Here is a 23,733-nt window from a genome sequence, read left to right on the forward strand (position 1 = left end):
CTCAGCCGCCGTCGCGGTAGAACCGGGCCGCGCCCGGGTGCAACGGGATCGGGCCGGTCGCGGCCGCGCTCGCCCGGTTGAAGTTCGCTGCCTCCGGGTGCACCTGGATCAGATCGCCCTGCCAGGTGAAGAGCACCCGGGTCAGGTCGTACGCGAGCTGCTCCGGCATGTCCGCCGCCACCAGGATCACGTTCGCCACCGTGATGGTGGGCGTCGGCGCCGGGGTGTTGTAGACCTCCTTCGGCAGCGTGGCGGTGGTGTAGACGCCGCCGAACCGGGCGCTCAACGGCTCGATCAGCTCGTTCAGCGGCAGCAGCCGGAACTTCCCCGGCGCCGAGGAGAGCAGGTCCTTCACGCCGGGCGTGGGCAGGCCGCCGGAGAAGAACATGGCGTCCAGGGTGTTAGCCCGCATCCGCTTGACCGTCTCCGGCAACGACAGGGTGAGCCGCTGGATGCCGGTGTTCGGGTCGATGCCGCCGGCGGTGAGCAGACGCCCGGCGATGATGTCGGTCCCGGACTTCGGCGAACCGGTCGAGACGCGCTTGCCGCGCAGGTCGGCGAAGCTCTCGATCTTGCCGTCGGTACGGACGATCACGTGCGTGTAGTTGCTGTAGACGCGGGCCAGCGCACGCACCGGCTGCGGCTGCTTGTCGAACGCGCCGCGACCGTCGACCGCGTCCGCCGCCGTGTCGGCCAGGCTGAACGCGATCTCCATGTCGCCGCTGGCCACCCGGGTGATGTTCTCCACCGACGCGCCGGTCGGCTCCGCGCGCGCCTCGTACCCGGGCACGTGCCGGGTGATCAGGTCGGCGTACCCGCCGCCGAGCTGGTAGTAGACCCCTGTGGTGTTGCCGGTGGCCAGGAAGATCCGCCCCCCGTGCCACGCCTGCGGAGTGGTGTCCTCGGCGCCGCAGCCGGCCACCAGCACCGTCGCCAGCAGCGCCGCCACCAGCCGCACCGGGCGGCGGCTCACCGGCGGACCGCCGGTTCCAGCGCCTCCGCCACCCGCTGCACCAGCGTCGCCGTCTCGTAACCGATCTGGCCCAGGTCGCAGCCGGGCGCGGCCAGCACGCCGAGCAGCGCCCGTTCGCCGACCGCCATCACCAGCATCACACCGCCGTCCATGTCGACGATCTGCTGGCGCACGCGGCCGGCGGACATCAGCCGGGCCGCGCCCACCGTCAGGCTCGCCAGGCCGCTGATCACCGCCGAGAGCTGGTCGACCTGGTCCGTGGAGAGATCCGGCGACGACGCCAACCGCAGCCCGTCCTCGGAGACCGCGAGCGCGTGCGAGACGTCCGGCACCTGCTCGGCGAAGTTCGCCAGCAGCCAGTCGAGCCCGGTGGAAGCGGGTGGGTTCATGGTCTTCTCCCGTTGGGTGGTGTGGTGTTCGGGGCACGGCGCGTCGCGCTGGCCACCCCCTCGGCGAGGGCGGACAGCCGGGCGCGTACCACTTCGGGGTCGAGCAGGTCGGTCGCGGGCGGCGGCGCGGCGGCGGACGGCATCGCCCCCGGCAGATGCCCGCCCAGCGGTCGCCGGGGCAGCCCGGCGGCGGTGGTCGACACCGGCGCCGGGGGCACGCTCACCGGCCGGATCCGCGCCGTGCTCGGCGCCAGCAGCGCGCCACCCGGCGGCCGTACCGTGGCGACGCCGCGCACCGGCCCCCCGGCCGCCGGGGCGCTGGTGACCAGGTCGCGGGAACCGGCCTGCGGCCGCAGGACAGGCGCGTTCTTGAACCACGGCGCGCCGCGCCCGTGCGGGCGCCGCTCCGCCGGCGGCCGGGACGCCACCGCCTCGACCCGGGTCAGCACCGACTCCGGTACGTCCACCTGCGCCACCGTGCCTGCGCCGGGGTTGTGCAGCTGCACCCGGATCCCGTGCCGGGCCGCCAGGTGCGCCACCACGTGCAGGCCCATGCTGCCGGCGGCGGCGCTGGACAGCGTCGCCGGCGCGGCGAGCCGTTCGTTGATCTCGGCCAGCCGGCTCTCGCTGATGCCGATGCCCTGATCGTGCACGCGCAGCACCAGCCCGTCGACGGTGCGCCGGCCGTCCACCAGCACCCGTGCCTCCGGCGGCGAGTAGACGGTGGCGTTCTCCAGCAACTCGGCCAGCAGGTGCACCAGGTTGCCGGCCGCCGCGCCGTGCACCGCCGCGGTCGGCACGTCGATCTCCACCCGCGGATAGTCCTCGATCTCGGAGGCCGCCGCCCGCGCCACGTCGTCCAGCAGCAACGCGCCCTCGTGCCCCCGGCCCGGCTCGCCACCGGCGAGGACCAGCAGGTTCTCCCCGTTACGCCGCAGCCGTGCGGCCAGGTGGTCCAGCGCGAAGAGCCGGGCCAGCGCGTCCGGGTCGGTCTCCTCGCGTTCGAAGTCGTCGAGCAGCCGCAACTGCCGGGTGATCAGCGTACGGATGCGCCGGGCCAGCGCCTCCGCCATCCGGGTCACGTCCAGCCGCAACTCGGCCTGCTGCCCGGCCAGCCGCAGCGCGGCCCGGTTCACCGTGTCGAACGCCTCGGCGACCTGCGCCACCTCGTCCTGACCTCGCCGGATCCCGTCGGTCATCCGGGTCGCCGGACCATCGGCCGGCGCCCGCTCGCCCGCGGCGATCGCGGTGATCCGCTCCGGCAGCTCCCGGTTCGCCATGGTCAGCGCGGCCACCCGCAGCCGGCGCAACCGGCGGCTGGTGCGTACCGCCAGCAGCACGGCGGTGACGAGCGAGCCGAGCGCGACGGTGCTCGTCGCCCCGGCGGTCAGCACCGCGCGCAGCTGGGCCGCGGCGGCCAGGTCGGCCGCGTCCCGGTCCAGCCCGTCGGACAGGTCCCGGCCGAGCAGGTTGTACCGGCGGATCGCGCCGCTCTGCGCCACGTACCAGGCGTCACCGTCGGTCTTCAGCGCCTCCGGCGCGCCGTCGGTGTCGAGTACCGTGTCGCGCATCCGCCGGGCCGCTGTCACGTCCGCGCCGTCGACCACGCGGTACCAGGCGGTCCTCGCCGGGCCGGCGGCGATCCGCAGGAACTCGGCCTGCCGCTGCTCGCGGGCGCCGCGCAGCCGGCCCAGCCGGGCCAGCTCTCCGCGTTCCAGCCCGCCCCGGACGAACACCGCCCGCAGCAGGTCGCGCTCCAGCGCGGACAGGTGTTCCTGGGCGGCCACCGAGGCCACCTCGCGGGCCTGGTTGGCCAGGTCGGCGTCGCGCAGCTGGCTCGGCAGCGCGTCCGCGACCGCGAGCAGGGACTCCACGAGCGACACGTATGCCGGGTCGGCGTCCGCGCCGGTCACCGCCTGCTCCCGGGTGGGCGCGAGCTTGTCCAGGCGCCGACTGGCGTCGTTCAGCACGGGTGTCAGGTCGGGGGCGGCCCGGCGGGCGTCACCCTGCGCCGCGCGGTAGCGCTCGACAGCGGTGTCCACCCGGCGCCGCTGCGCGTCCACGAGCGGGCGTCCGGAGGTGCCGCCACGCTGGCGCAGCGCGGCCGTCTCGCCGAGCTCGCGTTCCAGCTCGTGCACCAGACGTACGGTCGCGGTGGCGGTGCCGGCGAGCACACGGGCCCGGTCGGCGTCGGCGGACGCGTCCAGCGCGGCGTCGGTCTGCGCCGCGCCGAGCACGACCAGGCCGGCCGTGGCGACCAGGATCGGGGCCAGCAGTTGGACGCGGACCGAGCGCAGGCGTCCGGTGCGGTCCGCGGAGCGGTGGTGCCGGCGTACGCGAGCCGGATGGGGCAGCGGCACGGGGGTCTCCGGGTCGGGTCGGGCGGGCCGGGCCCGGACGCGCGTCCGGACCCGGCCCGTTCAGGTCAGCTCGCGCCGAGGTCGCTCAGTGCCCGCTCCGCGCCGCGGTGCAGCGGCACCGGGTCGGTCTTGCGGGCGTTGCCCAGCTCGATGCCCTTCGCCGCCGGGTTCGCCTGGGCCAGGGCGTCCTTGGAGTCGAAGACCGTCCGGGTGATCGCGCAGGCCACGTCGGCGTCGAGGTTGTCCCGCACCAGCAGCACGTTCGGCACCACGATGGTGGGCACGTCGGCCGGGGTCCGGTAGATGTCCTTGCCGATGGTGCCCGCCTGGTACGCCGGGTTCAGCTCGGCCATCTTCGGCAGCAGCGGGCTGATGTCGACGAACTTCACCTTGTCGCCGGACGTGGTGAACAGGTCGGTGACCCCGCCGGTCGGCACGCCGCCGGACCAGAAGAAGCCGTCGATGCTGCCGTCCTTCATGCCGTCGACCGTCTTGGTGAGGTCCAGCCGCTGCGCCTGGATGTCCTTCGCCGGGTCCAGCCCGGCGGCGGTGAGCAGCCGGTTGGCGATGACCTCGGTGCCGGACTTCGGCGAGCCCGTGGAGATCTTCTTGCCCTTCATGTCGGCCACCGACGTGATGCCCGCGTCGGCCCGTACGACCACCTGGGTGTAGTTGTCGTAGATCCGGGCCAGCGCCTTGACCGGCTGCGGCGCGGTGAAGCTCCCCTTGCCCTGCACCGCGTTGACAGCGGTGTCGAACAGCGAGAACGCCACGTCGTACTGGCCGGCGACGAGCTGTTCGACGTTCTGCACCGAGGCGCCGGTCTCCGCGGCCGTCCCGGTGAGCTTGCCGTCGGTGGTCTTGCTCAGCTCACCGGCGAGCGCGTTGCCGACCACGTAGTAGACGCCGGTGGCGTTGCCGGTGGCGATGCCGACCCGGGTGTCCTTGGTGACCTTGCAGCTGACCTCACGGGCGGCGTCGTCCTTCGTCGCGCCGTCCTGACGGCCCCCGCAGCCGGCGGCACCGGCGGCGACCAGGACAAGTGCCCCGACGCCCGCCACTATCCTCGCGTCGATCCGTCCCACTCTTTCTCCTCCCCAAGGTCCACGGATTTTTCGACCGCCGGGCGGCCGGCGTGCCCGGCGGCGCCACGTCGGACGTACACGCCCGCGACCGCGAGCGCGGCGAGCGCCGCGCCGATCGCCATGGGCAGTGGTTCCAGCCAGAGCAGCACCAGCCCGGCGACCGCGCCGAGGATCCGCTCCGGCACGCCGGCCGGGCCCACGCCGGGCAGCCAGCCGCCGGCCGCGACCGCCAGCACCGCCACGCCGAGCGCGGAGACCAGACCGGCGGTCGCGATCCGGCCGACCCCGCCGATGCCGAGCAGCCCGAGGCCGGTCGGCGTGATGACGAAGGCCAGCGGGATCAGGTACGCCGGCAGCGCGTACCGCAGGGTCTGCCACATGGTCGGCACCAGGCGGCCGCCGGTGACGGCGGCGGCGGCGACCGCTGCGAGCGCGGTCGGCGGCGAGACCTCGGACAGCACCGCGAAGTAGAAGACGAACATGGCCGCGGCGGGCGCGGCGACGCCCAGGTTCAGCAGCGCCGGGCCGATGATCACCCAGCCGATGACGAACGACGCGGTGACCGGCACCGCGAGCCCCAGCAGGCTGAGCGCGACAGCGGCGAGCACGGCGGTCAGCGCCAGCACCACCGCCGGCTCCGAGCTGACCGCCTGCGCGCCGTCGATCAGCAGCGCGGCGGCCTGCGGCCCGAGCCCGGTCTTCGTGGTGGTGGCGGTGATGATGCCGGCCGCGGCGCAGACAGCGCTCACCGCGAGCACCCCGCGTACGCCGTCGCGCAGCGCCGCCACCAGCCGGGCCGGCGTGAGGCGGTGCCGCCGGTCCAGGAAGGACAGCAGGGCCGCGATCGCGGTGGCGATGACCACCGCGCGCATCGCCGACGCGCCGAGCGCCAGCACCACGATGATCACGAGGAGCGAGAGGAAGTGGTAGCCGAAGCGGGCCAGCAGCCGCCACGCCGAACCGGTGTCGATGACCACCGGGCGGACCCCGGAGCGCCGGGCGTCGATCTCGACGGAGAGCAGGATGCCCAGGTAGTAGAGGATCGTCGGCACCGTGGCCCAGCCGAGCACCTGGAGGTAGGACACGCCCAGGTACTCGGCGATGATGAACGCGGCGGCGCCGAGCGTGGGCGGAGACAGGATCGCACCGACACCGGCGGCGGCGAGCATGCCGCCCGCGCGCTCGGCCGGATAGCCGGCGCGACGCAGGATGGGCCAGGTCACCGCGCCGATGCTGACGGTGGTGGCGGCGCCGGAGCCGGAGACCGTGCCGAGCAGGAAACCCGACGCGACGGCGGTGCGCCCGGCGGCGGTACGGGAGCGGCGGAACGCGGCGGCGGACAGCTCCACGAAGAACCGGCCCGCGCCGGACAGGTCGAGCACCGCGCCGTAGATGGTGAACAGCACGATGTACGAGGCGGCCACGTCCAGCGGGGTGCCGTAGAAGCCGCTGTCGGAGTTGTAGAACGCGTCGACCAGCTGCCCGAAGTCGAGCCCCGCGTGCGCCACCGGCCAGGCCTGCGGCAGCAGCCCGCCGTAGTAGCCGTACCCGAGGAACAGCACGCAGACCGCCGGCAGGATCCACCCGGTGGTGCGCCGGCACGCCTCCAGCAGCAGGAGCAGCAGGCCGGTGCCGAACGCCACGTCCAGCGGATCCAGCAGGCCCTGCCGGTCCAGGAAGGCGTCGTACCCGCCGCCGCCCGCGCCGATGGCGACCGGCAGCACCGGGTAGAGGCAGACCAGGAGCGCCGCGAGGGCCAGAAGCCAGTCGACGGGCGTCGGCCCGCGCCGGTCGTGCACGCCGTCCGTGTCAGCGTCGGCCGTGTCGGCTTTGGTGCGGCGCAGCCGCACTCCCGAGGGGTACGCGAGGAACACCATCGGCAGGACGCCGGCGAGGAAGAAGATGAGGTAGTACTTGCTGCCCTGGGCCAGCGGGAAGAACACCTGCCAGAGCGTCAGCAGCCCGACCGCGACGGTGACGCCGGTGAACAGGAAACCGACTCCTCCGGCGAGCACCCGTCCCGGTTTCTCCTCCTCGAACCGGGCGGCCAGTTCGCGAGCGTCCTGCTGGGCCTGATCCGGGGCGTCGCGCGTTTCGTCCGGGGCGCCCGGCGTCTCGGCCGGCGTGTGGTCGTGCGTCTCGGCCTCGGTGTGGTGCGGTACGGCCCGGCTGTGGTGCGGTACGGCCCGGCTGTGGTGGTGCGTCTCGCCCGGCCCGTCGTCTGACCACTCCGGACCGGCGACGCTGCCCTCGTCCGGCGGGAGCGACACCACCTCGGCGTCCACGTCGGACCCCGGTCGCCCGCCGGACGGCGGCCGGGGTTTCGGGGGAGTCGCGTCGGAGGGGCGAACGGGCGGCACGAGGGGGCACGATACGCGAATTGCGCGCGCGTTGGGAACATTGCTTAACGTGATTGCAATGAGTGACGGAATGGGAGTGCTTCACTCGTCAAACAGATTTCTGAATCTGTTTCGCGACCGCTTCGCCGACGGGCGAAGCGCGCTTCCGCAATCTCTTCCCAGCGAACTTCCAGGTGATTTTCCAACGATGAAAGCTGCCCTTCGGGATCGGCCGTCGTCACTCAGGGTGTATTGCCTCCCACCGCTGCCGCGCCCCGCCGGCTGCTCCCCGGGCCGGGCGGGTTCCGGATGCCGCCTCCCGCCGCCGGAGCGCTCCGAGGGCGCGGTTCGTGGGCCGGAAGCACGTGACCGCCGCCACTTCGCCGAGGTGGCGGCATCGGTCGTGCGCCGACACCGCCGCCTCGGCGAAATGGCGCAGGCGCCGCCCGAGAGCCGCGCCCACCGCGCGCCGGGTGGCCGGCGGGCACGGCGGAGTGGAACACCATGGGTGCCTCCGCCGCCTTTTGACACCCATGCCGTTCCACTCCTCGTGACCGTCGTGGAGAGCGCGGCGAGTGGGGGTCCAGGGGGAAGGATGGCGCACCGCGATCTTCGGTGCCCCACCCCGTCGGGGCGGGACGGGGTGGGGCGCCTGGCGGTCTTGCTCTGCAACCACCCGAGCAACGGACACGCTGCGTGACCATGTGCGCCGATGGATGCAGAGCCGGGAGAACGGGGGCGCGGGAGAGGGGCGGCGGCGGACGGGCCGGTTTTGCCGACGGGGGTTATCGCCGCCCCGGTCAGGGCATGTCGTGCCTGACGACCAGCGACGAGGAGGTGCCATGGCCGCCGACGAGGCTCCCGCCCGTGACGGGCGCGACCACACGGAGCCGGTGGGCCCGGACGAGGGTCCGGACAGCCCGACCGATCTGACGGCGACGGGCTGGATGGCGACGCTCAAGCGGACCGTCCGGGAGTTCCAGGACGACAGCCTGACCGACTGGGCCGCCGCGCTCACCTACTACGGCGTGCTCTCCATCTTCCCGGGCGTCCTGGTGCTGATCTCGCTGCTCGGCCTGCTCGGTGACCGGGCCACGGAGGGGGTCCGGGACACCGTCGGGCAGGCGGTGCCGGAGGAGAACATCCGCAAGATCATCGAGAGCGCGATCGACCAGGCCGGCCAGTCCGGCGGGCTGGCCAGCATCGCGGCTGTCATCGGTCTGATCGCGGCCTTCTGGTCCGCCTCCGGCTACATCGCCGCGTTCATGCGCGCCTCGAACAGCATCTACGACGTGCCGGAGGGGCGGCCGATCTGGAAGACGCTGCCGGTACGCCTCGGCGTGACCGCGGTGATCGGCGTGATGCTGCTGATCAGCGCCGTGATCGTGGTGTTCACCGGCGGCCTGGCGGAGCAGGCCGGAAACGCGATCGGGCTCGGCTCGACCGCCGTCACCGTGTGGAACATCGCGAAGTGGCCCGTGCTGCTGGTGCTGGTGAGCCTGATGTTCGCGATCCTCTACTGGGCCTCGCCGAACGCCCGGCACGGCGGCTTCCGCTGGGTCAGCCCCGGCGGCGTGCTCGCGGTGGTGCTCTGGCTCGTGGTGTCCGGCCTCTTCGCGCTCTACGTCAGCAACTTCGGCTCGTACAACAAGACGTACGGCGCTGTCGCCGGCGTGATCATCTTCCTGGTCTGGCTCTGGCTGAGCAACGTGGCCATCCTGCTCGGCGCGGAGTTCGACGCCGAGTTGGAGCGCAGTCGCGCCATCGCGGCCGGGCACCCGGCCGACGAGGAGCCCTACGTCGAGCTGCGCGACGACCGCAAGCTGCGCAAGAAGGGCAATGCGTCCTCCCACCACTGACCGCTGCCCTCGCCATCGCGCCGCCCCGCCCGGACGTACCCGGGCGGGGCGGCGCGTTTTCCTGATCCGGAGCTTCTTTTGTTCGTATGGACAAAAGTTTGCATCAGGCGTGCCGAAGCTATGGACATGCGGCCCGGAAGGCTCCTACTGTGTCGGACACAACACACATCGCTGCGTCGATGTGACGGACTTCCGATGCGGAGGTGACTGCCGGTGCGGACGGTCGACCCCCTGCACGTACGGCTCCTGCGGCTGCTCCGGGACGAGGGCGCGGTGTCCCGCGCCGAACTCGGCGACCGCCTCCAGATGCCCCGCCCGCGCCTGCTCGCCGAGCTGGAACGGCTCGTCTCCCTCGGGTACGTGGCCGAGGCCGGGCTGGCCGCCTCCCGGGGCGGGCGGCGCTCCACCCTGGTCGAGCTGAGCCCGCACCTGCGGTTCGCCGCTGTCGACCTGGGCGCCAGCTCGATCGACGTGGAGGTGGTCAACGGCCGGCTGGAGCCGGTGGCCGCCTACACCGAGTCCGCCGACATCCGTTCCGGCCCCAAGGTGACGCTCCAGCGCGTCAACGAGCTGCTGCACAAGGCCAAGGTGGACGGCGCGTACGAGCGTCTCGACGCGGTCGGCATCGGCGTGCCGGGGCCGGTGAGCTTCCGCGACGGCGTGCCGGTCTCCCCGCCGATCATGCCGGGGTGGGACCGGTTCCCGGTCCGCGAGCTGCTGACCCGGGAGCACGGCTGCCCGGCGGTGGTGGACAACGACGTCAACATCATGGCGATCGGGGAGCGGCACGGCGGCGTGGCCCACTCGGTCGACGACTTCCTGTTCATCAAGATCGGCACCGGTATCGGCTGCGGCATCTACCTGCACGGCGAGGTCTACCGGGGCACCGACGGCTGCGCCGGGGACATCGGCCACATCCAGGTCGACCCGAACGGTCCGATGTGTTCCTGCGGCAACGTCGGCTGCCTGGAGGCGGTGTTCAGCGGCGCCGCGCTGGCCCGGGAAGCGACGGTCGCGGCCCGCACCGAGGTCTCCCCGGCGCTGGCCGAGCGGTTCGCCGCCCGGGGCGTGGTCACCGCGCTCGACGTGGCACAGGGGGCGATCGAGGGGGACGTCTCCTGCATCCAGCTCATCCGGGACGGCGGGCGGCGGGTCGGCAGCGTACTGGCCGGGCTGGTCAGCTTCACCAATCCGTCGATGATCGTGATCGGCGGCGGACTGGCCCAGCTCGGCCACATCCTGCTCGCCGAGATCCGCAGCGTGGTCTACCGCCGCTCGCTGCCGCTGGCCACCGGCAACCTGCCGGTCGTCCTGTCCGAGCTGGGCCCGCGCGCCGGCGTCGCCGGCGCGGCGGTGCTGGCAAGTGACCTCGCGTTCGGGGAGGCAGCATGAGCGACACCGGAAAGCCGCTCGTCGAGGCGCCCGCCGACGCCGTCGCGGGCGAGGTGGTGCTGCGCCTCGCCGATGTCGTCAAGACGTTCCCGGGGGTACGCGCGCTCGACGGCGTGCAACTGGAGGTGCGGGCCGGCGAGGTGCACTGCCTGCTCGGGCAGAACGGCGCCGGCAAGTCCACCCTGATCAAGGTGCTGGCCGGGGTGCACCGGCCGGACTCCGGCGAGGTCGTGTGGCGGGGCGAGCCGGCGGCGTTCGCCAACCCGCAGGCCGCCATGCGCGCCGGCATCGCGACCATCTACCAGGAACTCGACCTGGTCGACGACCTGTCGGTGGCGGAGAACGCGTTCCTCGGCCACGAGCCGCGCCGGTTCGGCTTCGTCCGTCGGGGGCACATGGCCCGGCGTACCCGGCAGATCCTGGCCCGGCTCGGCCACCCGGAGATCCCGCCGGGACGGCTGGTGCGGCACCTGCCCGCCGCCGGCAAGCAGATCGTCAGCATGGCGCGGGCGCTGTCCCACGAGGCCCGGCTGATCATCATGGACGAGCCGAGTGCGGTGCTGGCCCACGACGAGGTGGCGAACCTGTTCCGGATCATCCGGGAACTCACCGCGCAGGGCATCGCGGTCATCTACATCTCGCACCGGCTGGAGGAGATCCGCGAGATCGGCGACCGGGTCACCGTACTCAAGGACGGCCGGACCACGGCGGCGAGCCTTCCGGCCCGCGAGACGCCGACCCGCGACCTGGTGGCCCGGATGACCGGGCGGACCATCGAGTACGTCTTCCCGCAGCGCCCGGCCGGCGACGGGGGCGGCGCGGAGCTGTTGCGGGTGGACGGGCTGACCCGGCCCGGCGAGTTCGCCGACGTCTCGCTCAGGGTCCGGGCGGGAGAAATCGTCGGCATCGCCGGGCTGGTCGGCTCGGGCCGCTCGGAGCTGCTGGAGACCATCTTCGGCGCGCGCCGGGCGCACGCCGGGACGGTCCGGGTGGACGGCCGCGCGCTGCGTCCCGGCAGCGTGGGCGCGGCGGTACGGGCCGGGATGGGCATGGCGCCGGAGGAGCGCAAGAGTCAGGCGCTGCTGCTCGGCGAACCGATCTACCGCAACGTCACGCTCGCCACGTTCAGCAGGTACGCCCGCCTCGGGTTCACCGACGCCGGGCGGGAACGCGCCGAGGCCGACCGGATCGCCGCGTCGCTGGAGCTGCGGCCCCGGGACGTACGGCGGCCGGTGCGCACCCTGTCCGGCGGCAACCAGCAGAAGGTGGTGGTGGGGCGGTGGCTGCTCGGGGACACCCGGCTGCTGCTGCTCGACGAGCCGACCCGGGGCGTGGACGTGGGCGCCCGCGCCGAGCTGTACCAGGTGATCCGCGATCTGGCCGCCCGTGGCGTCGGGGTGCTGCTGGTCTCCAGCGAGGTGCCCGAGGTGCTGGGTCTGGCCGACCGGGTGCTGGTGATGCGGGAGGGCCGGGTGGTCCGCGAGGCGCCGGCCGGCGAACTGGACGAGAACACCGTGCTCGACCTCGTCATGGCGGGGTCCCTCATGGAAGGCGCACCGGCATGAGCGAAGTAACCGAATCCGCCCTGCCCGCGCAGTCGCCGCCGGTGGAGCGGGCGGAGACCGCCAAGGTCGACGCGCCGGCGAAGCTCTCCTGGTGGCGCGGCGACGGCGGGGAGGGCGCCAAGCGCAATCTGGGCCTGCTCGCCGTCCTCGTCGTGCTGGTGGTCATCGGCATCCTGACCCGCCCCGACCTCTACGGCGACCCGAACTGGGTGTGGGGCAACACGCTCACCATCCTCAAGCTCGCCTCGGTGGTCGGCGTGGTCACCGTCGGCATGACCTTCGTGATCATCGGCGGGGGCATCGACCTGTCGGTGGGCGCGATCGTCGCGCTGGCCGGGGTCTGGTGCACCACTGTGGCCACGCAGAGCTACGGCGCGGGCGGCATGATCTTCACCGCGCTGACCGTCGGGCTCGCCGTCGGTGTGGTAAACGGGCTGCTCGTCTCGTACGGGCGGCTGGTGCCGTTCATCGCCACGCTGGCCATGCTCGTCGCCGCCCGAGGGCTGGCGGCGGAGATCTCCGACAAGCAGACCCAGGTGTCGGGCAACACGTTCATCAACGGCATCGCCAGCACGAACGTGCTCGGCATCCCGCTGCTCGTCTACATCCTGGTGGCGGTGGTGGCGGCCGGCTGGGTGCTGCTGAACCGGACCACGTTCGGCCGCCGTACGGTGGCGGTCGGCGGCAACCCGGAGGCGGCCCGGCTCGCCGGCATCAACGTCCGCCGGCACACCGTGCTCCTCTACGCGCTCTCCGGCCTGTGCTGCGGCATCGCCGCGGTCATGCTGACCGCGCAGGCCACCTCCGCGCAGGCGGCGATGGCCAACCTCTACGAGCTGGACGCGATCGCCGCCGCGATCATCGGCGGCACGCTGCTCAGCGGCGGGCGGGGCACGATCATCGGCTCCCTGCTCGGGGTGATCATCTTCTCCACGATCACCAACCTGTTCGCGATCAACAACCTCTCCGCCGAGGCCCAGAACATGGTCAAGGGCGGCATCATCGTCGCCGCCGTCCTGGTCCAGCAGGTGCAGTTCGGCAGTCTCACCCAGTTCCTCGCCCGCAACCGGGCCACCACCACCTGACCCCACCCGCGCACATCCCGGCTGCCGTCGTACCGACGGTGGTCCGGCCCGCCACACCCGAAACCACCCCACCACCTCATCCCAGGAGGCGTCATGAGAACACCGCGCCATGACCTGTCCCGCCGCCGGCTGCTCTTCGGCGGGGCCGCGGTCTCCGCCGGGGTGCTGCTCGCCGGCTGCACAAGCAACGAGCAGAGCCCGACCGAGGCACAGACCAAGGCGGCCGGTTCCGGCGCCAACACCGAGCCGGGCAAGAAGGTGACCATCGGCTTCTCCGCCCCGGCCGCCGACCACGGCTGGATCGCCGCCATCACCAACAACGCCAAGGCGCAGGCCGGGGCGTACCAGGACGTGGAGCTGAAGTCGGTCGAGGCCGGCGCGGACGCGGCGGCCCAGCGGGCGGCGCTGTCCACCCTGATCTCGCAGAAGCCCGACGTGATCGTGCTGCTGCCGCACGACGGCAAGGAACTGAACGCGTTCGGCCTGGAGGCGATGAAGGCCGGCATCCCGGTGGTGAACCTGGACCGGGCCTTCCCGGACGCGCGCGCCTACCGGTGCCAGATCAAGGGCGACAACTACGGCATGGGGGTGGCCGCCGCCACGTACATCGCCGAGCAGCTCAAGACCAAGGGCGTGAGCAACCCGGTGATCGGCGAGATCCCCGGCATCGAGTCGCTGGAGCTGACCCAGGAACGGTCGAAGGGGTTCGCGGACACGCTCGCCTCGTACGGCTTCAAGGTCGCCAACCGGCGTCCGGCAGAGTTCACTGTCGACTCCGGCCAGCAGGCCGCCACCGGCCTGTTCCAGGCGCTGCCGAAGATCGACGCGGTCTGGAACCACGACGACGACCAGGGCATCGGCGTGCTCGCGGCCGTCAACCAGGCCAACCGCAAGGAATTCATCATGGTCGGCGGTGCCGGCTCCAAGAAGGCCATGGAGGACATCGCCGCCGACAACACGGTCCTCAAGGCCACAGTCACCTACAGCCCGTCGATGGCCTCCTCGGCCATCTCCCTGGCCCGCCTGATCGGCCAGGGCAAGGGCATGTCCGACCTGGTCGAACTCCAGGTACCGAAGGAGATCGTCCTCGCCTCCGAGACGATCACCAAGGAGAACGCGAGCGACTACCTGAAGCTCGGGTTCTGACACACGGGGGGAGACCCACCTTGTCCAGTCACGACAGCATCCTGCGGGTCGGCATGGTCGGCTACGCGTTCATGGGCGCCGCGCACTCCCAGGCGTGGCGCACCGTGAACCGGGTGTTCGACCTGCCGGCCCGGGTGCGGATGGCGCTCGTCTGCGGCCGGGACGAACCGAAGGTGGCCGACGCCGCCGACCGGCTCGGCTGGGACGGCTACACCACCGACTGGCGGCGGCTCGTCGAGTCCGACGAGATCGACGTGGTCGACATCTGCACGCCGGGGGACAGCCACCGCGAGATAGCGCTCGCCGCGCTCGCAGCGGGCAAGCACGTGCTGTGCGAGAAGCCGCTGGCGAACAGCGTCGCCGAGGCCCGGGAGATGACCCAGGCCGCGGCCCGGGCACGCGAGTCCGGGGTACGCGCGATGTGCGGCTTCAACTACCGGCGGGTGCCGGCGGTCGCCCTGATGCGGCAGCTGGTGGCCGAGGGGCGGATCGGCGAGATCCGGCACGTCCGGGCGGTCTACCTCCAGGACTGGATCGTCGACCCGCAGTTCCCGCTGGTGTGGCGGTTGCAGAAGGACAGGGCGGGCTCCGGCGCGCTCGGCGACATCGGCGCGCACATCATCGACCTGACCCAGTACGTCACCGGGCAGCTCGTCACCGGTGTGAGCGCGCTGACCGAGACGTTCGTCCGCCAGCGGCCACTCGTCGCCGGGTCGAGCGGCCTGGCCGCGCAGGCCGACGGCAACGGCAGCGCCATGGGTCAGGTGACAGTGGACGACGCGGCCGTGTTCGTGGCCCGGCTCGACGGGGGAGCGCTGGCCACGTACGAGGCGACCCGGTTCGCCACCGGCCGCAAGAACGCGCTGCGGGTCGAGATCAACGGTTCGCGCGGCAGCGTCGTGTTCGACCTGGAACGCCTCAACGAACTGGAGTTCCTGGACGCCACCCGGCCCGCCGCCGAGCAGGGCTTCAGCCGGATCCTGGTGACCGAGCCGGAGCACCCGTACCTGGGCGCGTGGTGGCCGCCCGGCCACATCATCGGCTACGAGCACTCCTTCACCCACCAGGCGCGCGACTTCGTCGAGGCGGTCGCCACCGGCGCCGACCCGGCCCCGTCGTTCGCCGACGCGCTTCAGGTCCAGCTCGTGCTCGACGCGGTGACCCGCTCGGCCGAGCGGGCCGCCTGGACGGAGGTGGAGCCCGCCCTGGCCGAAGCTTCCGCCTGACCCGAGGCGGCCCTACGGGGTCCGCCGACACTCTCCGGCGCCGGCCGGCGAGGGCCCGCCGCGGTTGCGCCCCGCGGCGGGGACGAGGCCGGCTCCGGGGAGCGTGCCGCCGCTGTCCGCCGGCACGACCAGCACGGCCCTCCGGTGCGGCCGGACCGGGATTCCCCGGCCGCACCGGCGGACCGGCCTTACCTGGGGAGGTAGCGCGATGCGTACGGGTGTGTGGCTGGTGGGTGCGCGCGGCTCGGTCGCCACCACCAGCGTGGTCGGCGGGCTGGCCCTGCGGGCCGGGCTCACCGCGCCGACCGGATGCGTGACCGAGCTGCCCGACCTGCGCGGGCCCGCCCTGCCGGGCTTCACCGATCTCGTCTTCGGCGGCCACGACGTGGTCGCCACCCCGCTCACCAAACGCGCCGAGGCGCTCGCCGCCGCCGGGGTGCTGCCCGCCCGGCTGGCCGACGCCGTCGCGCCGGACCTGGCCGCCGTCGAGGCGGCGCTACGGCCCGCGCCGACCGAGGGCGACCAGGGGGAGCGGATCGCCACTGTGGTCCGCGACCTGACCGAGTTCCGGGCCCGGCACGGGCTGGACCGGGTGGTGGTGGTCAACGTCGCCGCCACCGAGCCGGCACCCGCCCCGCACCCGGCCCACAGCGACCTGGCCACGCTGCGCGAGGCGCTGACCGGGCCGGCCGACGTGCTGCCGCCCAGCTCCGCGTACGCGTACGCGGCGTTCACCGCCGGCTGCCCGTACGTGGACTTCACCCCGTCCACCGGCGCCCGGCTGCCGGCCCTGGCCGCGCTGGCCGCCGAACGCGGACTGCCGTACGCCGGGCACGACGGCAAGACCGGCGAGACGCTGCTCAAGTCGGTGCTCGCGCCGATGTTCGCGATGCGGCACCTGGCCGTGCGCTCCTGGTCCGGCACGAACCTGCTCGGCGGCGGCGACGGCGCCACTCTCGCCGACCCGGCCGCCAACGCCGCGAAGGTGGGCAGCAAGCAGCGGGTGCTCGCCGAGACGCTCGGCTACCTGCCGCAGGGTGGCACCCGCATCGAGTACGTCGAGGAGCTGGGCGACTTCAAAACCGCCTGGGACCTGATCACGTTCGCCGGTTTCCTGGGCACCGGCATGCGGATGGAGTTCACCTGGCACGGCTGCGACTCGGCGCTCGCCGCGCCGCTCGTGCTGGACCTGGCCCGGCTCACCGCCGCCGCGCACACCGCCGGCCGCCACGGCCCGCTGACCGAGCTGGCGTTCTTCTTCAAGGACCCGCTCGGCGCGACCGGCCACGCGCTCGGCGAGCAGTGGACGGCGCTTCGCGACTTCACCGCCGGCCTGCACGCCCGGGTGACGCCGTGACCCGCCTGGCCGACCTGGCCGAGCTGGTCCGGGCGCCCGCCGCGCTCTCCGTACCCGGGGACGTGCTGTCCGGTGCGGCGGCGGCCGGTGCGCTCGACCGCCGGACACCGGCCCTGGCCGGCGCGTCGGTGCTGCTCTACTGGGCCGGGATGGCCGCCAACGACTGGGCGGACCGCCGGCTGGACGCCGTCGAACGGCCGGAGCGGCCGATCCCGTCCGGCCGGGTACGCCCGTCGGTGGCGCTCGGGGTCGCGTCCGGCCTGACCGCCGCCGGGCTCGCGGTCGCCACCGCCGCCGGGGGCGGCCGGGCGGCAGCCGTCGCGCTCCCGCTCGCGGCCACGATCTGGGGGTACGACCTGCGCGCCAAGAACACCGCCGCCGGCCCGGCGGTGATGGCCGCGTGCCGAGGGCTGGACGTGCTGCTCGGCGCGTCCGGCGGCCGGGTGGTCCGGGCGCTGCCCGCAGCGCTCACAGTCGCCGCGCACACATGGACCGTGACCGCGCTGTCCCGGCGCGAGGTGACCGGCGCGGACCGGCGGCTACCGGGTCTCACGCTGGCCGGCACCGCGCTGATCGCGTTCACCACCCCGGCCCGGCCCACCGTGTTAAGCGGGGCCCCCTCCTCTACCGGATGCGTTAAGAGGGGGCCCTTCCTTCGGCTCGGGGGGCTCGTGCCGGGGGTGCTCGCGGCCGGGTACGCCGCCCGGTACGGCCGGGCGCAGGCCCGGGTGCTCGCCGACCCGTCACCGGCCCGGGTGCGCGCCGCCGTCGGGGCCGGGATCACCGGGCTGCCCGCCCTGCAGGGCGCGCTCACCGCCCGCGCCGGGGCCCAGGTGCTCGGCCTCGCCGTGGCCGCCGCCGCCCCGCTCGGCCGCCGCCTGGCCCGACTGATCTCCCCGACATGACCGCCGTACCGCTGCCGGGCCCGGGCGCGCTGCGTTTCGGGTACGGCACCAACGGCTTCGCCAACCACCGCCTCGGCGACGCGCTGACGGTCCTCGCCGACCTCGGCTACCACGGCGTCGCGCTCACCCTGGACCACGACCACCTGGACCCGTTCGCCCCCGGGCTGATCCGCCGGGTGGCCGCCGTGCGCCGCCGGCTGGACGCGCTCGGGCTGTCGGTGGTGGTCGAGACCGGCGCCCGCTACCTGCTCGACCCGTGGCACAAGCACGCGCCGACGCTGCTGCACGACGACCCGGCCCGGCGGGTGGAGTTCCTGCGCCGGGCCGTGCGGATCGGCGCCGAGCTGGGCGCGGAGGCGGTCTCCTTCTGGGCCGGCGTACGCCCGCCCGGCGTACCACCTGACGTCGCCGGCGACCGCCTGGTGGCCGGCTGCGCGGCCGTCTGCGCCGAGGCCGCCGACGAGGGCGTGACGCTGGGCTTCGAGCCGGAGCCGGGCATGTTCGTCGAGGACATCGCCGGGTGGTGGCGGCTGCGCGAGGCGCTCGGCGCGCCACCCGGCTTCGGCATCACGCTCGACATCGGACACTGCCGCTGCCTGGAGCCGCTGCCGGTGCCGCAGTGCGTGGCCGAGGTCGCCGCGCACCTGGTCAACGTGCAGATCGACGACATGCGCCGGGGCGTGCACGAGCACCTCGAGTTCGGCGCCGGTGAGATCGACTTCCCGCCGGTGCTGCGTGCCCTGGCCGACGCCGGCTACCGCGGGCTGGTGGCGGTGGAGCTGCCCCGGCACTCGCACGCGGCCCCGGCCGTCGCCGCCCGCTCACTGGACTTCCTGCGCGCCGCCGCCTCGCGCGGCGAGGGGCGGTGACCCACCACCTTCCACCCGGCAGAGGGGAGACGGCATGACACCCGACCGACTGCGCGCCGCGCTTCGGGGCGTACCCGATCCGCAGTGGCTGGACGCGGCGTTGCGCCGCGTCGCGACCGAACCCGCGGCGATCGAACGGTTCTTCGCCACCGCCGCCCGGCGGTGCGGACGCGGGCCGCTGCCCGACCCGCCCGGCTGGACGGCCGACGAGGCGGCCCGCGCGCTGCTGCTGACCACGCTGCCGGGCGGTCACGCCGCCGCGGCCGAGACGCTCTACCGGCAGGGCGACGCCGCCGAGAAACGCGCCGTGCTGCGCGCGCTGCCGCTGCTGCCCATCGGGGCGGAGTGCGTGCCGCTGCTGCACGACGCGATCCGCACCAACGACACCCGGCTGGTCGCCGCCGCGCTCGGCCCGTACGCCCGGCACCTGGAGCAGCCGGCCTGGCGGCAGGCGGTGCTCAAGTGCGTGTTCACCGGCGTGCCGCTGGCGGTGGTCGACGGCCTGGCCGAGCGCGCCGACGGCGAGCTGGCCCGGATGCTCGCCGCGTACGCCGCCGAGCGGCACGCCGCCGGCCGGACCATGCCCGACGACGCGGCCGACCTGCTGCGCCGGCTGACCATCCCCACCCCGGAGGCGTGACATGCGCATCTTCGACCCGCACATCCACATGACGTCCCGCACGACCGACGACTACGAGCGGATGGCCGCCGCCGGGGTCCGCGCGGTGGTCGAGCCGGCGTTCTGGCTGGGCCAGCCGCGTACCAGCGTGGACAGCTTCGTGGACTACTTCGACTCGCTGATCGGCTGGGAGCCGTTCCGGGCCGGGCAGTTCGGCGTCCGGCACCACGCCACTGTGGCGCTGAACCCGAAGGAGGCGAACGACCCGCGCTGCCGCCCGGTGCTCGACCTGCTGCCCCGCTACCTGGACAAGGACGGCGTGGTGGCGGTCGGCGAGATCGGCTACGACGCGATGACGCCGGCCGAGGACGCCGCGCTGGCCGGACAGCTCGCGCTGGCCGTCGCGCACGACCTGCCCGCGCTGGTGCACACGCCGCACCGGGACAAGGCGCGCGGCGTACGGCGCACGCTCGACGTGGTCGCCGAGTCGGACATCGCGCCGGAACGGGTGCTCGTCGACCACCTCAACGAGGTGACGGTGGAGCTGGTCCGGGACACCGGCTGCTGGCTGGGCTTCTCCATCTACCCGGAGACGAAGATGTCGCCGCCGCGCATGGTCGAGCTGCTGAAGCGGTACGGGACCGAGCGGATGCTGGTCAACTCGGCAGCCGACTGGGGGCGGTCGGACCCGCTGCTGACCCGGGCCACCGGGGAGGCGATGCAACTGGCCGGGTTCAGCGCCGACGACGTGGACCGGGTGCTGTGGCGCAACCCGGTCGAGTTCTACGGCCAGTCCGGCCGCCTCGACCTGACCGCCCTGGAGGCCGCCGCGCCCACCTTCGCCGGCAACTCCATCCTGCGCGGAGGCGAATGATGCGGCTGCGCCACGCCGACGGCACCACTGTCCATCTCGGCTACTGCACGAACGTCCACCCGGCCGAGGACCTGCCCGGCATCGTCGCCCAACTCGACACGTACGCGGTCGCGGTGCGCCGGACGCTCGGCGCCGACCTGCTCGGGCTCGGGCTCTGGCTGGCCGCGCCGGTGGCCGCCGCGCTCGCCGCCGACCCGGCGGCCCGCCGCCGGCTGCGCCACGAGCTGACCGTACGCGGGCTGGAGGTGGTCACGCTCAACGGCTTCCCGTACGCCGCGTTCCAGGCCCCGGTGGTCAAGGGCGCGGTGTACCACCCGGACTGGACCACGCCGCAGCGTTCGGCGTACACGCTCGACCTGGCGCGGGTGCTGGCCGACCTGCTGCCCGACGACGCCGTCCACGGGTCGGTCTCGACGCTGCCGCTGGCCTGGCGTACGCCGTGGGACGCCGCGCGTACCGCGACCGCCCGGCGGCGGCTCGACGCGCTGGCCGACGGGCTGGCCGCGGTGCAGCGGGAGACCGGCCGGGTGATCCGGGTCGGCTTCGAGCCGGAACCCGGCTGCCTGGTGGAATCGACGGGACAAGCGCGCGAGGTATTCTCAGCCATGGATACCGACCGGCTCGGGATCTGCCTGGATCTGGCGCATCTGGCGTGCGCCTGGGAGCAGCCGGCGGAAGCCCTGGCCGGGTTGCGTGCCGCCGGGCTGCCGGTGGTGAAGGTCCAGGTGTCCGCCGCCGTCGAGGCGCCCGATCCGGTGCGGGCGGGCGCGGCGTTGCGCCGCTTCGTCGAGCCGAGGTTCCTGCACCAGACCCGTGCGGCCGGTTGCGCGGGCGCCGCCGACCCGGCCGATCCGGCGTACGCGGCCGACGACCTCGACGCCGCGCTCGACGCGCGGCTGCCCGGGGCGTGGCGGGTGCACTACCACGTGCCGTTGCACGCCCCGCCCGAGCCGCCGCTGCGCTCCACGGTGCCGGTGCTGCGCGAGGCGCTGGCCGCGTTGTTCGCCGGTCCGGCAGCGGGCTGCGACCACCTCGACGTCGAGACGTACACCTGGGGGGTGCTGCCGGAGGCGCGGCAGCCGCGCGGCGACGCGGAGCTGGCCGCCGGCATCGCCGCCGAGCTGGCCTTCGCCCGCGACGAGCTGACCGCGCTGGGCCTGGCGCCGATGGCGGGGGCGCGCTCATGAGCCGGCGGCTGGTGGTGCTCGACGTGGTGGGGCTGACCCCGCGGCTGCTGGCGCACATGCCCCGGCTGCGCGCGGTGGCCGAGGCCGGGTTCGCCGCCGAGCTGGGCACGGTGCTGCCGGCGGTGACCTGCTCGGCGCAGTCCACGTTCCTCACCGGCGAGCTGCCCGCCGGGCACGGGATCGTGGGCAACGGCTGGTACTTCCGCGACCTGGGCGAGGTGCTGCTCTGGCGGCAGCACAACGCGCTCGTCGGCGGCGAGAAGGTGTGGCAGGCGGCCCGCCGCGTCGAGCCGGGCTACCGGGTGGCGAACGTCTGCTGGTGGTACGCGATGGGCGCGGACGTGGACTGGACCGTCACGCCGCGCCCGGTCTACCACGCCGACGGGCGCAAGGAGCCGGACTGCTGGACCGATCCGCCGCAGCTGCGGGACACGCTGACCGAGGCGCTCGGCACGTTCCCGCTGTTCAACTACTGGGGGCCGGGCGCCGGGCTGCCGTCCTCGGCGTGGATCAGCCGGGCGGCGCAGCGCATCCTCGCCGACCACGCCCCCGATCTGACCCTGGTGTACCTGCCGCATCTGGACTACGACCTGCAACGCTTCGGCCCGTCCGGGCCGGAGGCAGCCGCCGCGGCGGCCGAGCTGGACACCGTGCTCGGCCCGCTGCTGGATGCCGCCCGTGATCGGGACGCTACTGTTGTGGCGTTGTCCGAGTACGGCATCACCGACGTGTCCCGCCCGGTGGACGTCAACCGGTTGCTGCGCGCCGAAGGGTTCCTGCGGGTCTACACCCAGGCCGGGATGGAGTACCTCGACCCGTGGACGTCACGGGCGTTCGCGGTGGCCGACCACCAGGTGGCGCACGTCTACGTCCGCGATCCGGCGGACGTGCCGGCGGTGGCGAAGCTCTGCGCGGCGCTGCCCGGGGTTGCCGAGGTGCTCGACGCCGCCGGGCAGGCTGGGTACGGCCTCGACCATCCCCGCTCGGGTGAGCTGGTGCTGGTGGCCGAGCCGGACGCCTGGTTCACCTACTACTACTGGCTCGACGACGCGCGGGCGCCCGACTTCGCCCGGCTGGTGGAGATCCACCGCAAGCCGGGTTACGACCCGGCCGAGCTGTTCTTCGACCCGGCCGCTCCGGGCGCGGTGAAACGTCGCGCGGCCGTCGCGCTGGCCCGCAAGAAGCTCGGCCTGCGCTATCTGATGAACGTGGTCGGGCTGGACGCCGGGGCGCGGGCGGTGCGTGGTTCGCACGGGCGCCTGCCGGCCGATCCGGCGGACGGCCCGGTGCTGCTCTGCTCCGACCGGGCCGCGATCCGGCCCCGGGTGGAGGCGACCGATGTGAAGGCGTTGTTGCTCGAACTCGCCGGATTGGCCTGGGAGGCACCATGACCGTAACCGTCGCACCGACCGACCCGGCCCTGCTTCGGGGCCGCTTCGACGCCGAGCTCGCCGCGTTCCTGGACGCGAGAGGGCCGGGTCGGCCGGACGACGGTACGGGGGCCGTCCACGCTGCTCTGCGCCGGTTCGTGCTGGCCGGCGGGAAGCGGCTGCGACCGCTGTTCTGCTACTGGGGCTGGCGGGGTTTCGGCGGCCCGGACGAGCGGCCGATTCTGGTGGCCGCGGCGTCGCTGGAGCTGTTCCACGCGTTCGCGCTGATCCACGACGACATCGTGGACCGCAGTGACCGCCGCCGTGGCGCGCCGACGATGCACCGCTTCTTCGCCGACCTGCACGAGCGGTCCGGCTGGCGCGGCGACCCGGCGGCGTACGGCCGGCAGGCGGCGGTGCTCTGCGGTGACCTCTGCGCGACCTGGTCGGCGCAGATGTTCCACGGCTGCGGGTTGCCGCCCGAGCGGCTGCGCGGCGGGCAGGTCCTGCTGGCCCGGATGCGTTCCGAAGTGATCGCGGGGGAGTACCTGGACGTGGTCGCGGCGGCCGGTGACGGCTCGGTGGCGAGCGCGCTCGCCGTGGTGCGGCTGAAGACGGCCCGGTACACGGTGACCCGTCCGGTGCAGATCGGCGCCGCGCTGGCCGGCGCGACGCCGCGGGAGGTGGCGGCGCTCGCCGGGTTCGGCGACCCGCTCGGGGACGCGTTCCAGCTCCGCGACGACGTGCTCGGCGTCTTCGGCGATCCGGCGGTGACCGGCAAGTCCAATCTGGACGACCTGCGCGAGGGCAAGCCGACGGTGCTGCTGGCGCTGGCCCGGGCGTCCGCCTCGGCGGCCGGCGTGGCCCGGCTGCGGGAGCTGGTCGGCGATCCGGGACTGGATCAGGCGGGCGCCGCCGAGGTGCGGGGCATCGTCGAGGAGTCCGGCGCGCGGGAGGCGGTGGAGCGGATGATCCGTACCCGGGCCGAGGCGGCAGTGGTCGCGCTGGACGCGGCGGGGCTCGCGGAGCCGGCCCGGCGGGTGCTCGCCGCGCTCGTGGAACGGGCGGTCGACCGCCGCGAATGACACCTACTTTTGTCGCGTAGCGCCGAAAGTGTTAGCCGATCGATCAGA

The 23,733-nt window shown here is 73.8% G+C and carries 19 protein-coding genes; 14 read left to right on the top strand and 5 right to left on the bottom strand.

What is annotated here, in order from left to right; all coding sequences use genetic code 11:
- Position 1: 1 nt before the first annotated feature.
- The 5 genes from ACSDG8_RS24525 to ACSDG8_RS24545 form a co-directional block, all read right to left on the bottom strand.
- Positions 2-973: a TAXI family TRAP transporter solute-binding subunit gene (locus ACSDG8_RS24525; RefSeq protein ID WP_210898169.1), complete on the bottom strand. Its 972-nt coding sequence runs from the start codon at positions 971-973 to the stop codon at positions 2-4.
- Positions 970-1,362, bottom strand: a complete 393-nt coding sequence (locus ACSDG8_RS24530; protein WP_073831211.1) for a roadblock/LC7 domain-containing protein — start codon at positions 1,360-1,362, stop codon at positions 970-972. The genes ACSDG8_RS24525 and ACSDG8_RS24530 overlap by 4 nt, the downstream gene beginning before the upstream one ends.
- Positions 1,359-3,722, bottom strand: a complete 2,364-nt coding sequence (locus tag ACSDG8_RS24535; RefSeq protein WP_210898171.1) for a sensor histidine kinase — start codon at positions 3,720-3,722, stop codon at positions 1,359-1,361. Before ACSDG8_RS24535 ends, ACSDG8_RS24530 begins: the two co-directional genes overlap by 4 nt.
- Before the next feature lie 65 nt (positions 3,723-3,787).
- On the bottom strand, positions 3,788-4,807 hold the full coding sequence (locus ACSDG8_RS24540) for a TAXI family TRAP transporter solute-binding subunit (RefSeq protein WP_210898173.1): 1,020 nt from the start codon (positions 4,805-4,807) through the stop codon (positions 3,788-3,790).
- Positions 4,783-7,092, bottom strand: a complete 2,310-nt coding sequence (locus tag ACSDG8_RS24545; protein WP_439427258.1) for a TRAP transporter permease — start codon at positions 7,090-7,092, stop codon at positions 4,783-4,785. The genes ACSDG8_RS24540 and ACSDG8_RS24545 overlap by 25 nt, the downstream gene beginning before the upstream one ends.
- Positions 7,093-7,988: 896 nt before the next feature.
- On the opposite strand from ACSDG8_RS24545, the gene ACSDG8_RS24550 reads away from it, so the two are divergent.
- From ACSDG8_RS24550 to ACSDG8_RS24615, 14 genes are all read left to right on the top strand, one after another.
- The gene (locus ACSDG8_RS24550) at positions 7,989-9,005 is read left to right on the top strand and encodes a YihY/virulence factor BrkB family protein (protein ID WP_210898177.1); all 1,017 of its coding nucleotides are present in this window, start codon (positions 7,989-7,991) and stop codon (positions 9,003-9,005) included.
- Between the two features lie 213 nt (positions 9,006-9,218).
- Positions 9,219-10,397: an ROK family protein gene (locus tag ACSDG8_RS24555; protein WP_073831216.1), complete on the top strand. Its 1,179-nt coding sequence runs from the start codon at positions 9,219-9,221 to the stop codon at positions 10,395-10,397.
- Entirely contained in the window at positions 10,394-11,962 is a 1,569-nt protein-coding gene (locus tag ACSDG8_RS24560) for a sugar ABC transporter ATP-binding protein (protein WP_439427259.1), read from the top strand. Before ACSDG8_RS24555 ends, ACSDG8_RS24560 begins: the two co-directional genes overlap by 4 nt.
- Positions 11,959-13,047 (top strand): ABC transporter permease, encoded by a 1,089-nt coding sequence (locus tag ACSDG8_RS24565; protein WP_210898182.1) that lies wholly within the window; start codon positions 11,959-11,961, stop codon positions 13,045-13,047. The genes ACSDG8_RS24560 and ACSDG8_RS24565 overlap by 4 nt, the downstream gene beginning before the upstream one ends.
- A gap of 93 nt (positions 13,048-13,140) precedes the next feature.
- On the top strand, positions 13,141-14,193 hold the full coding sequence (locus ACSDG8_RS24570; RefSeq protein WP_043329088.1) for a substrate-binding domain-containing protein: 1,053 nt from the start codon (positions 13,141-13,143) through the stop codon (positions 14,191-14,193).
- Positions 14,194-14,246: 53 nt separating this feature from the next.
- Positions 14,247-15,419: a Gfo/Idh/MocA family protein gene (locus tag ACSDG8_RS24575; RefSeq protein ID WP_439428072.1), complete on the top strand. Its 1,173-nt coding sequence runs from the start codon at positions 14,247-14,249 to the stop codon at positions 15,417-15,419.
- A 208-nt stretch (positions 15,420-15,627) separates the two neighbouring features.
- Entirely contained in the window at positions 15,628-16,776 is a 1,149-nt protein-coding gene (locus ACSDG8_RS24580) for an inositol-3-phosphate synthase (protein WP_439427260.1), read from the top strand.
- Positions 16,773-17,681, top strand: a complete 909-nt coding sequence (locus tag ACSDG8_RS24585) for an SCO3242 family prenyltransferase (RefSeq protein WP_439427261.1) — start codon at positions 16,773-16,775, stop codon at positions 17,679-17,681. The genes ACSDG8_RS24580 and ACSDG8_RS24585 overlap by 4 nt, the downstream gene beginning before the upstream one ends.
- The gene (locus ACSDG8_RS24590; RefSeq protein WP_439427262.1) at positions 17,678-18,550 is read left to right on the top strand and encodes a sugar phosphate isomerase/epimerase family protein; all 873 of its coding nucleotides are present in this window, start codon (positions 17,678-17,680) and stop codon (positions 18,548-18,550) included. Before ACSDG8_RS24585 ends, ACSDG8_RS24590 begins: the two co-directional genes overlap by 4 nt.
- Positions 18,551-18,584: 34 nt before the next feature.
- Positions 18,585-19,190 carry an EboA domain-containing protein gene (locus ACSDG8_RS24595; RefSeq protein WP_210898188.1) on the top strand — a complete coding sequence of 202 codons (606 nt, stop codon included), beginning with the start codon at positions 18,585-18,587 and terminating at the stop codon, positions 19,188-19,190.
- 1 nt (position 19,191) lies between these two features.
- Positions 19,192-20,043: a TatD family hydrolase gene (locus ACSDG8_RS24600; protein WP_210898190.1), complete on the top strand. Its 852-nt coding sequence runs from the start codon at positions 19,192-19,194 to the stop codon at positions 20,041-20,043.
- Positions 20,043-21,230 carry a metabolite traffic protein EboE gene (gene eboE, locus ACSDG8_RS24605; RefSeq protein WP_210898192.1) on the top strand — a complete coding sequence of 396 codons (1,188 nt, stop codon included), beginning with the start codon at positions 20,043-20,045 and terminating at the stop codon, positions 21,228-21,230. Before ACSDG8_RS24600 ends, eboE begins: the two co-directional genes overlap by 1 nt.
- Positions 21,227-22,621: an alkaline phosphatase family protein gene (locus ACSDG8_RS24610; RefSeq protein ID WP_210898193.1), complete on the top strand. Its 1,395-nt coding sequence runs from the start codon at positions 21,227-21,229 to the stop codon at positions 22,619-22,621. Before eboE ends, ACSDG8_RS24610 begins: the two co-directional genes overlap by 4 nt.
- Positions 22,618-23,685 (top strand): polyprenyl synthetase family protein, encoded by a 1,068-nt coding sequence (locus ACSDG8_RS24615; protein WP_210898195.1) that lies wholly within the window; start codon positions 22,618-22,620, stop codon positions 23,683-23,685. Before ACSDG8_RS24610 ends, ACSDG8_RS24615 begins: the two co-directional genes overlap by 4 nt.
- Positions 23,686-23,733 lie beyond the last annotated feature (48 nt).

Origin of the sequence: Micromonospora sp. LA-10 (genome assembly GCF_051853095.1) — a bacterium.
Taxonomy (GTDB): domain Bacteria; phylum Actinomycetota; class Actinomycetes; order Mycobacteriales; family Micromonosporaceae; genus Micromonospora; species Micromonospora echinospora_A.

What these genes read in the sequence shown, in the direction of transcription:
- ACSDG8_RS24550 (WP_210898177.1), top strand. Translation starts at nt 7,989, where the DNA reads ATGGCCGCCGACGAGGCTCCCGCCCGTGACGGGCGCGACCACACGGAG.
- ACSDG8_RS24560 (WP_439427259.1), top strand. Translation starts at nt 10,394, where the DNA reads ATGAGCGACACCGGAAAGCCGCTCGTCGAGGCGCCCGCCGACGCCGTC.
- ACSDG8_RS24600 (WP_210898190.1), top strand. Translation starts at nt 19,192, where the DNA reads ATGCGCATCTTCGACCCGCACATCCACATGACGTCCCGCACGACCGAC.
- ACSDG8_RS24610 (WP_210898193.1), top strand. Translation starts at nt 21,227, where the DNA reads ATGAGCCGGCGGCTGGTGGTGCTCGACGTGGTGGGGCTGACCCCGCGG.
- ACSDG8_RS24580 (WP_439427260.1), top strand. Translation starts at nt 15,628, where the DNA reads ATGCGTACGGGTGTGTGGCTGGTGGGTGCGCGCGGCTCGGTCGCCACC.
- ACSDG8_RS24570 (WP_043329088.1), top strand. Translation starts at nt 13,141, where the DNA reads ATGAGAACACCGCGCCATGACCTGTCCCGCCGCCGGCTGCTCTTCGGC.
- ACSDG8_RS24615 (WP_210898195.1), top strand. Translation starts at nt 22,618, where the DNA reads ATGACCGTAACCGTCGCACCGACCGACCCGGCCCTGCTTCGGGGCCGC.
- eboE (WP_210898192.1), top strand. Translation starts at nt 20,043, where the DNA reads ATGCGGCTGCGCCACGCCGACGGCACCACTGTCCATCTCGGCTACTGC.
- ACSDG8_RS24565 (WP_210898182.1), top strand. Translation starts at nt 11,959, where the DNA reads ATGAGCGAAGTAACCGAATCCGCCCTGCCCGCGCAGTCGCCGCCGGTG.
- ACSDG8_RS24575 (WP_439428072.1), top strand. Translation starts at nt 14,247, where the DNA reads ATGGTCGGCTACGCGTTCATGGGCGCCGCGCACTCCCAGGCGTGGCGC.
- ACSDG8_RS24595 (WP_210898188.1), top strand. Translation starts at nt 18,585, where the DNA reads ATGACACCCGACCGACTGCGCGCCGCGCTTCGGGGCGTACCCGATCCG.
- ACSDG8_RS24590 (WP_439427262.1), top strand. Translation starts at nt 17,678, where the DNA reads ATGACCGCCGTACCGCTGCCGGGCCCGGGCGCGCTGCGTTTCGGGTAC.
- ACSDG8_RS24530 (WP_073831211.1), bottom strand. Translation starts at nt 1,362, where the DNA reads ATGAACCCACCCGCTTCCACCGGGCTCGACTGGCTGCTGGCGAACTTC.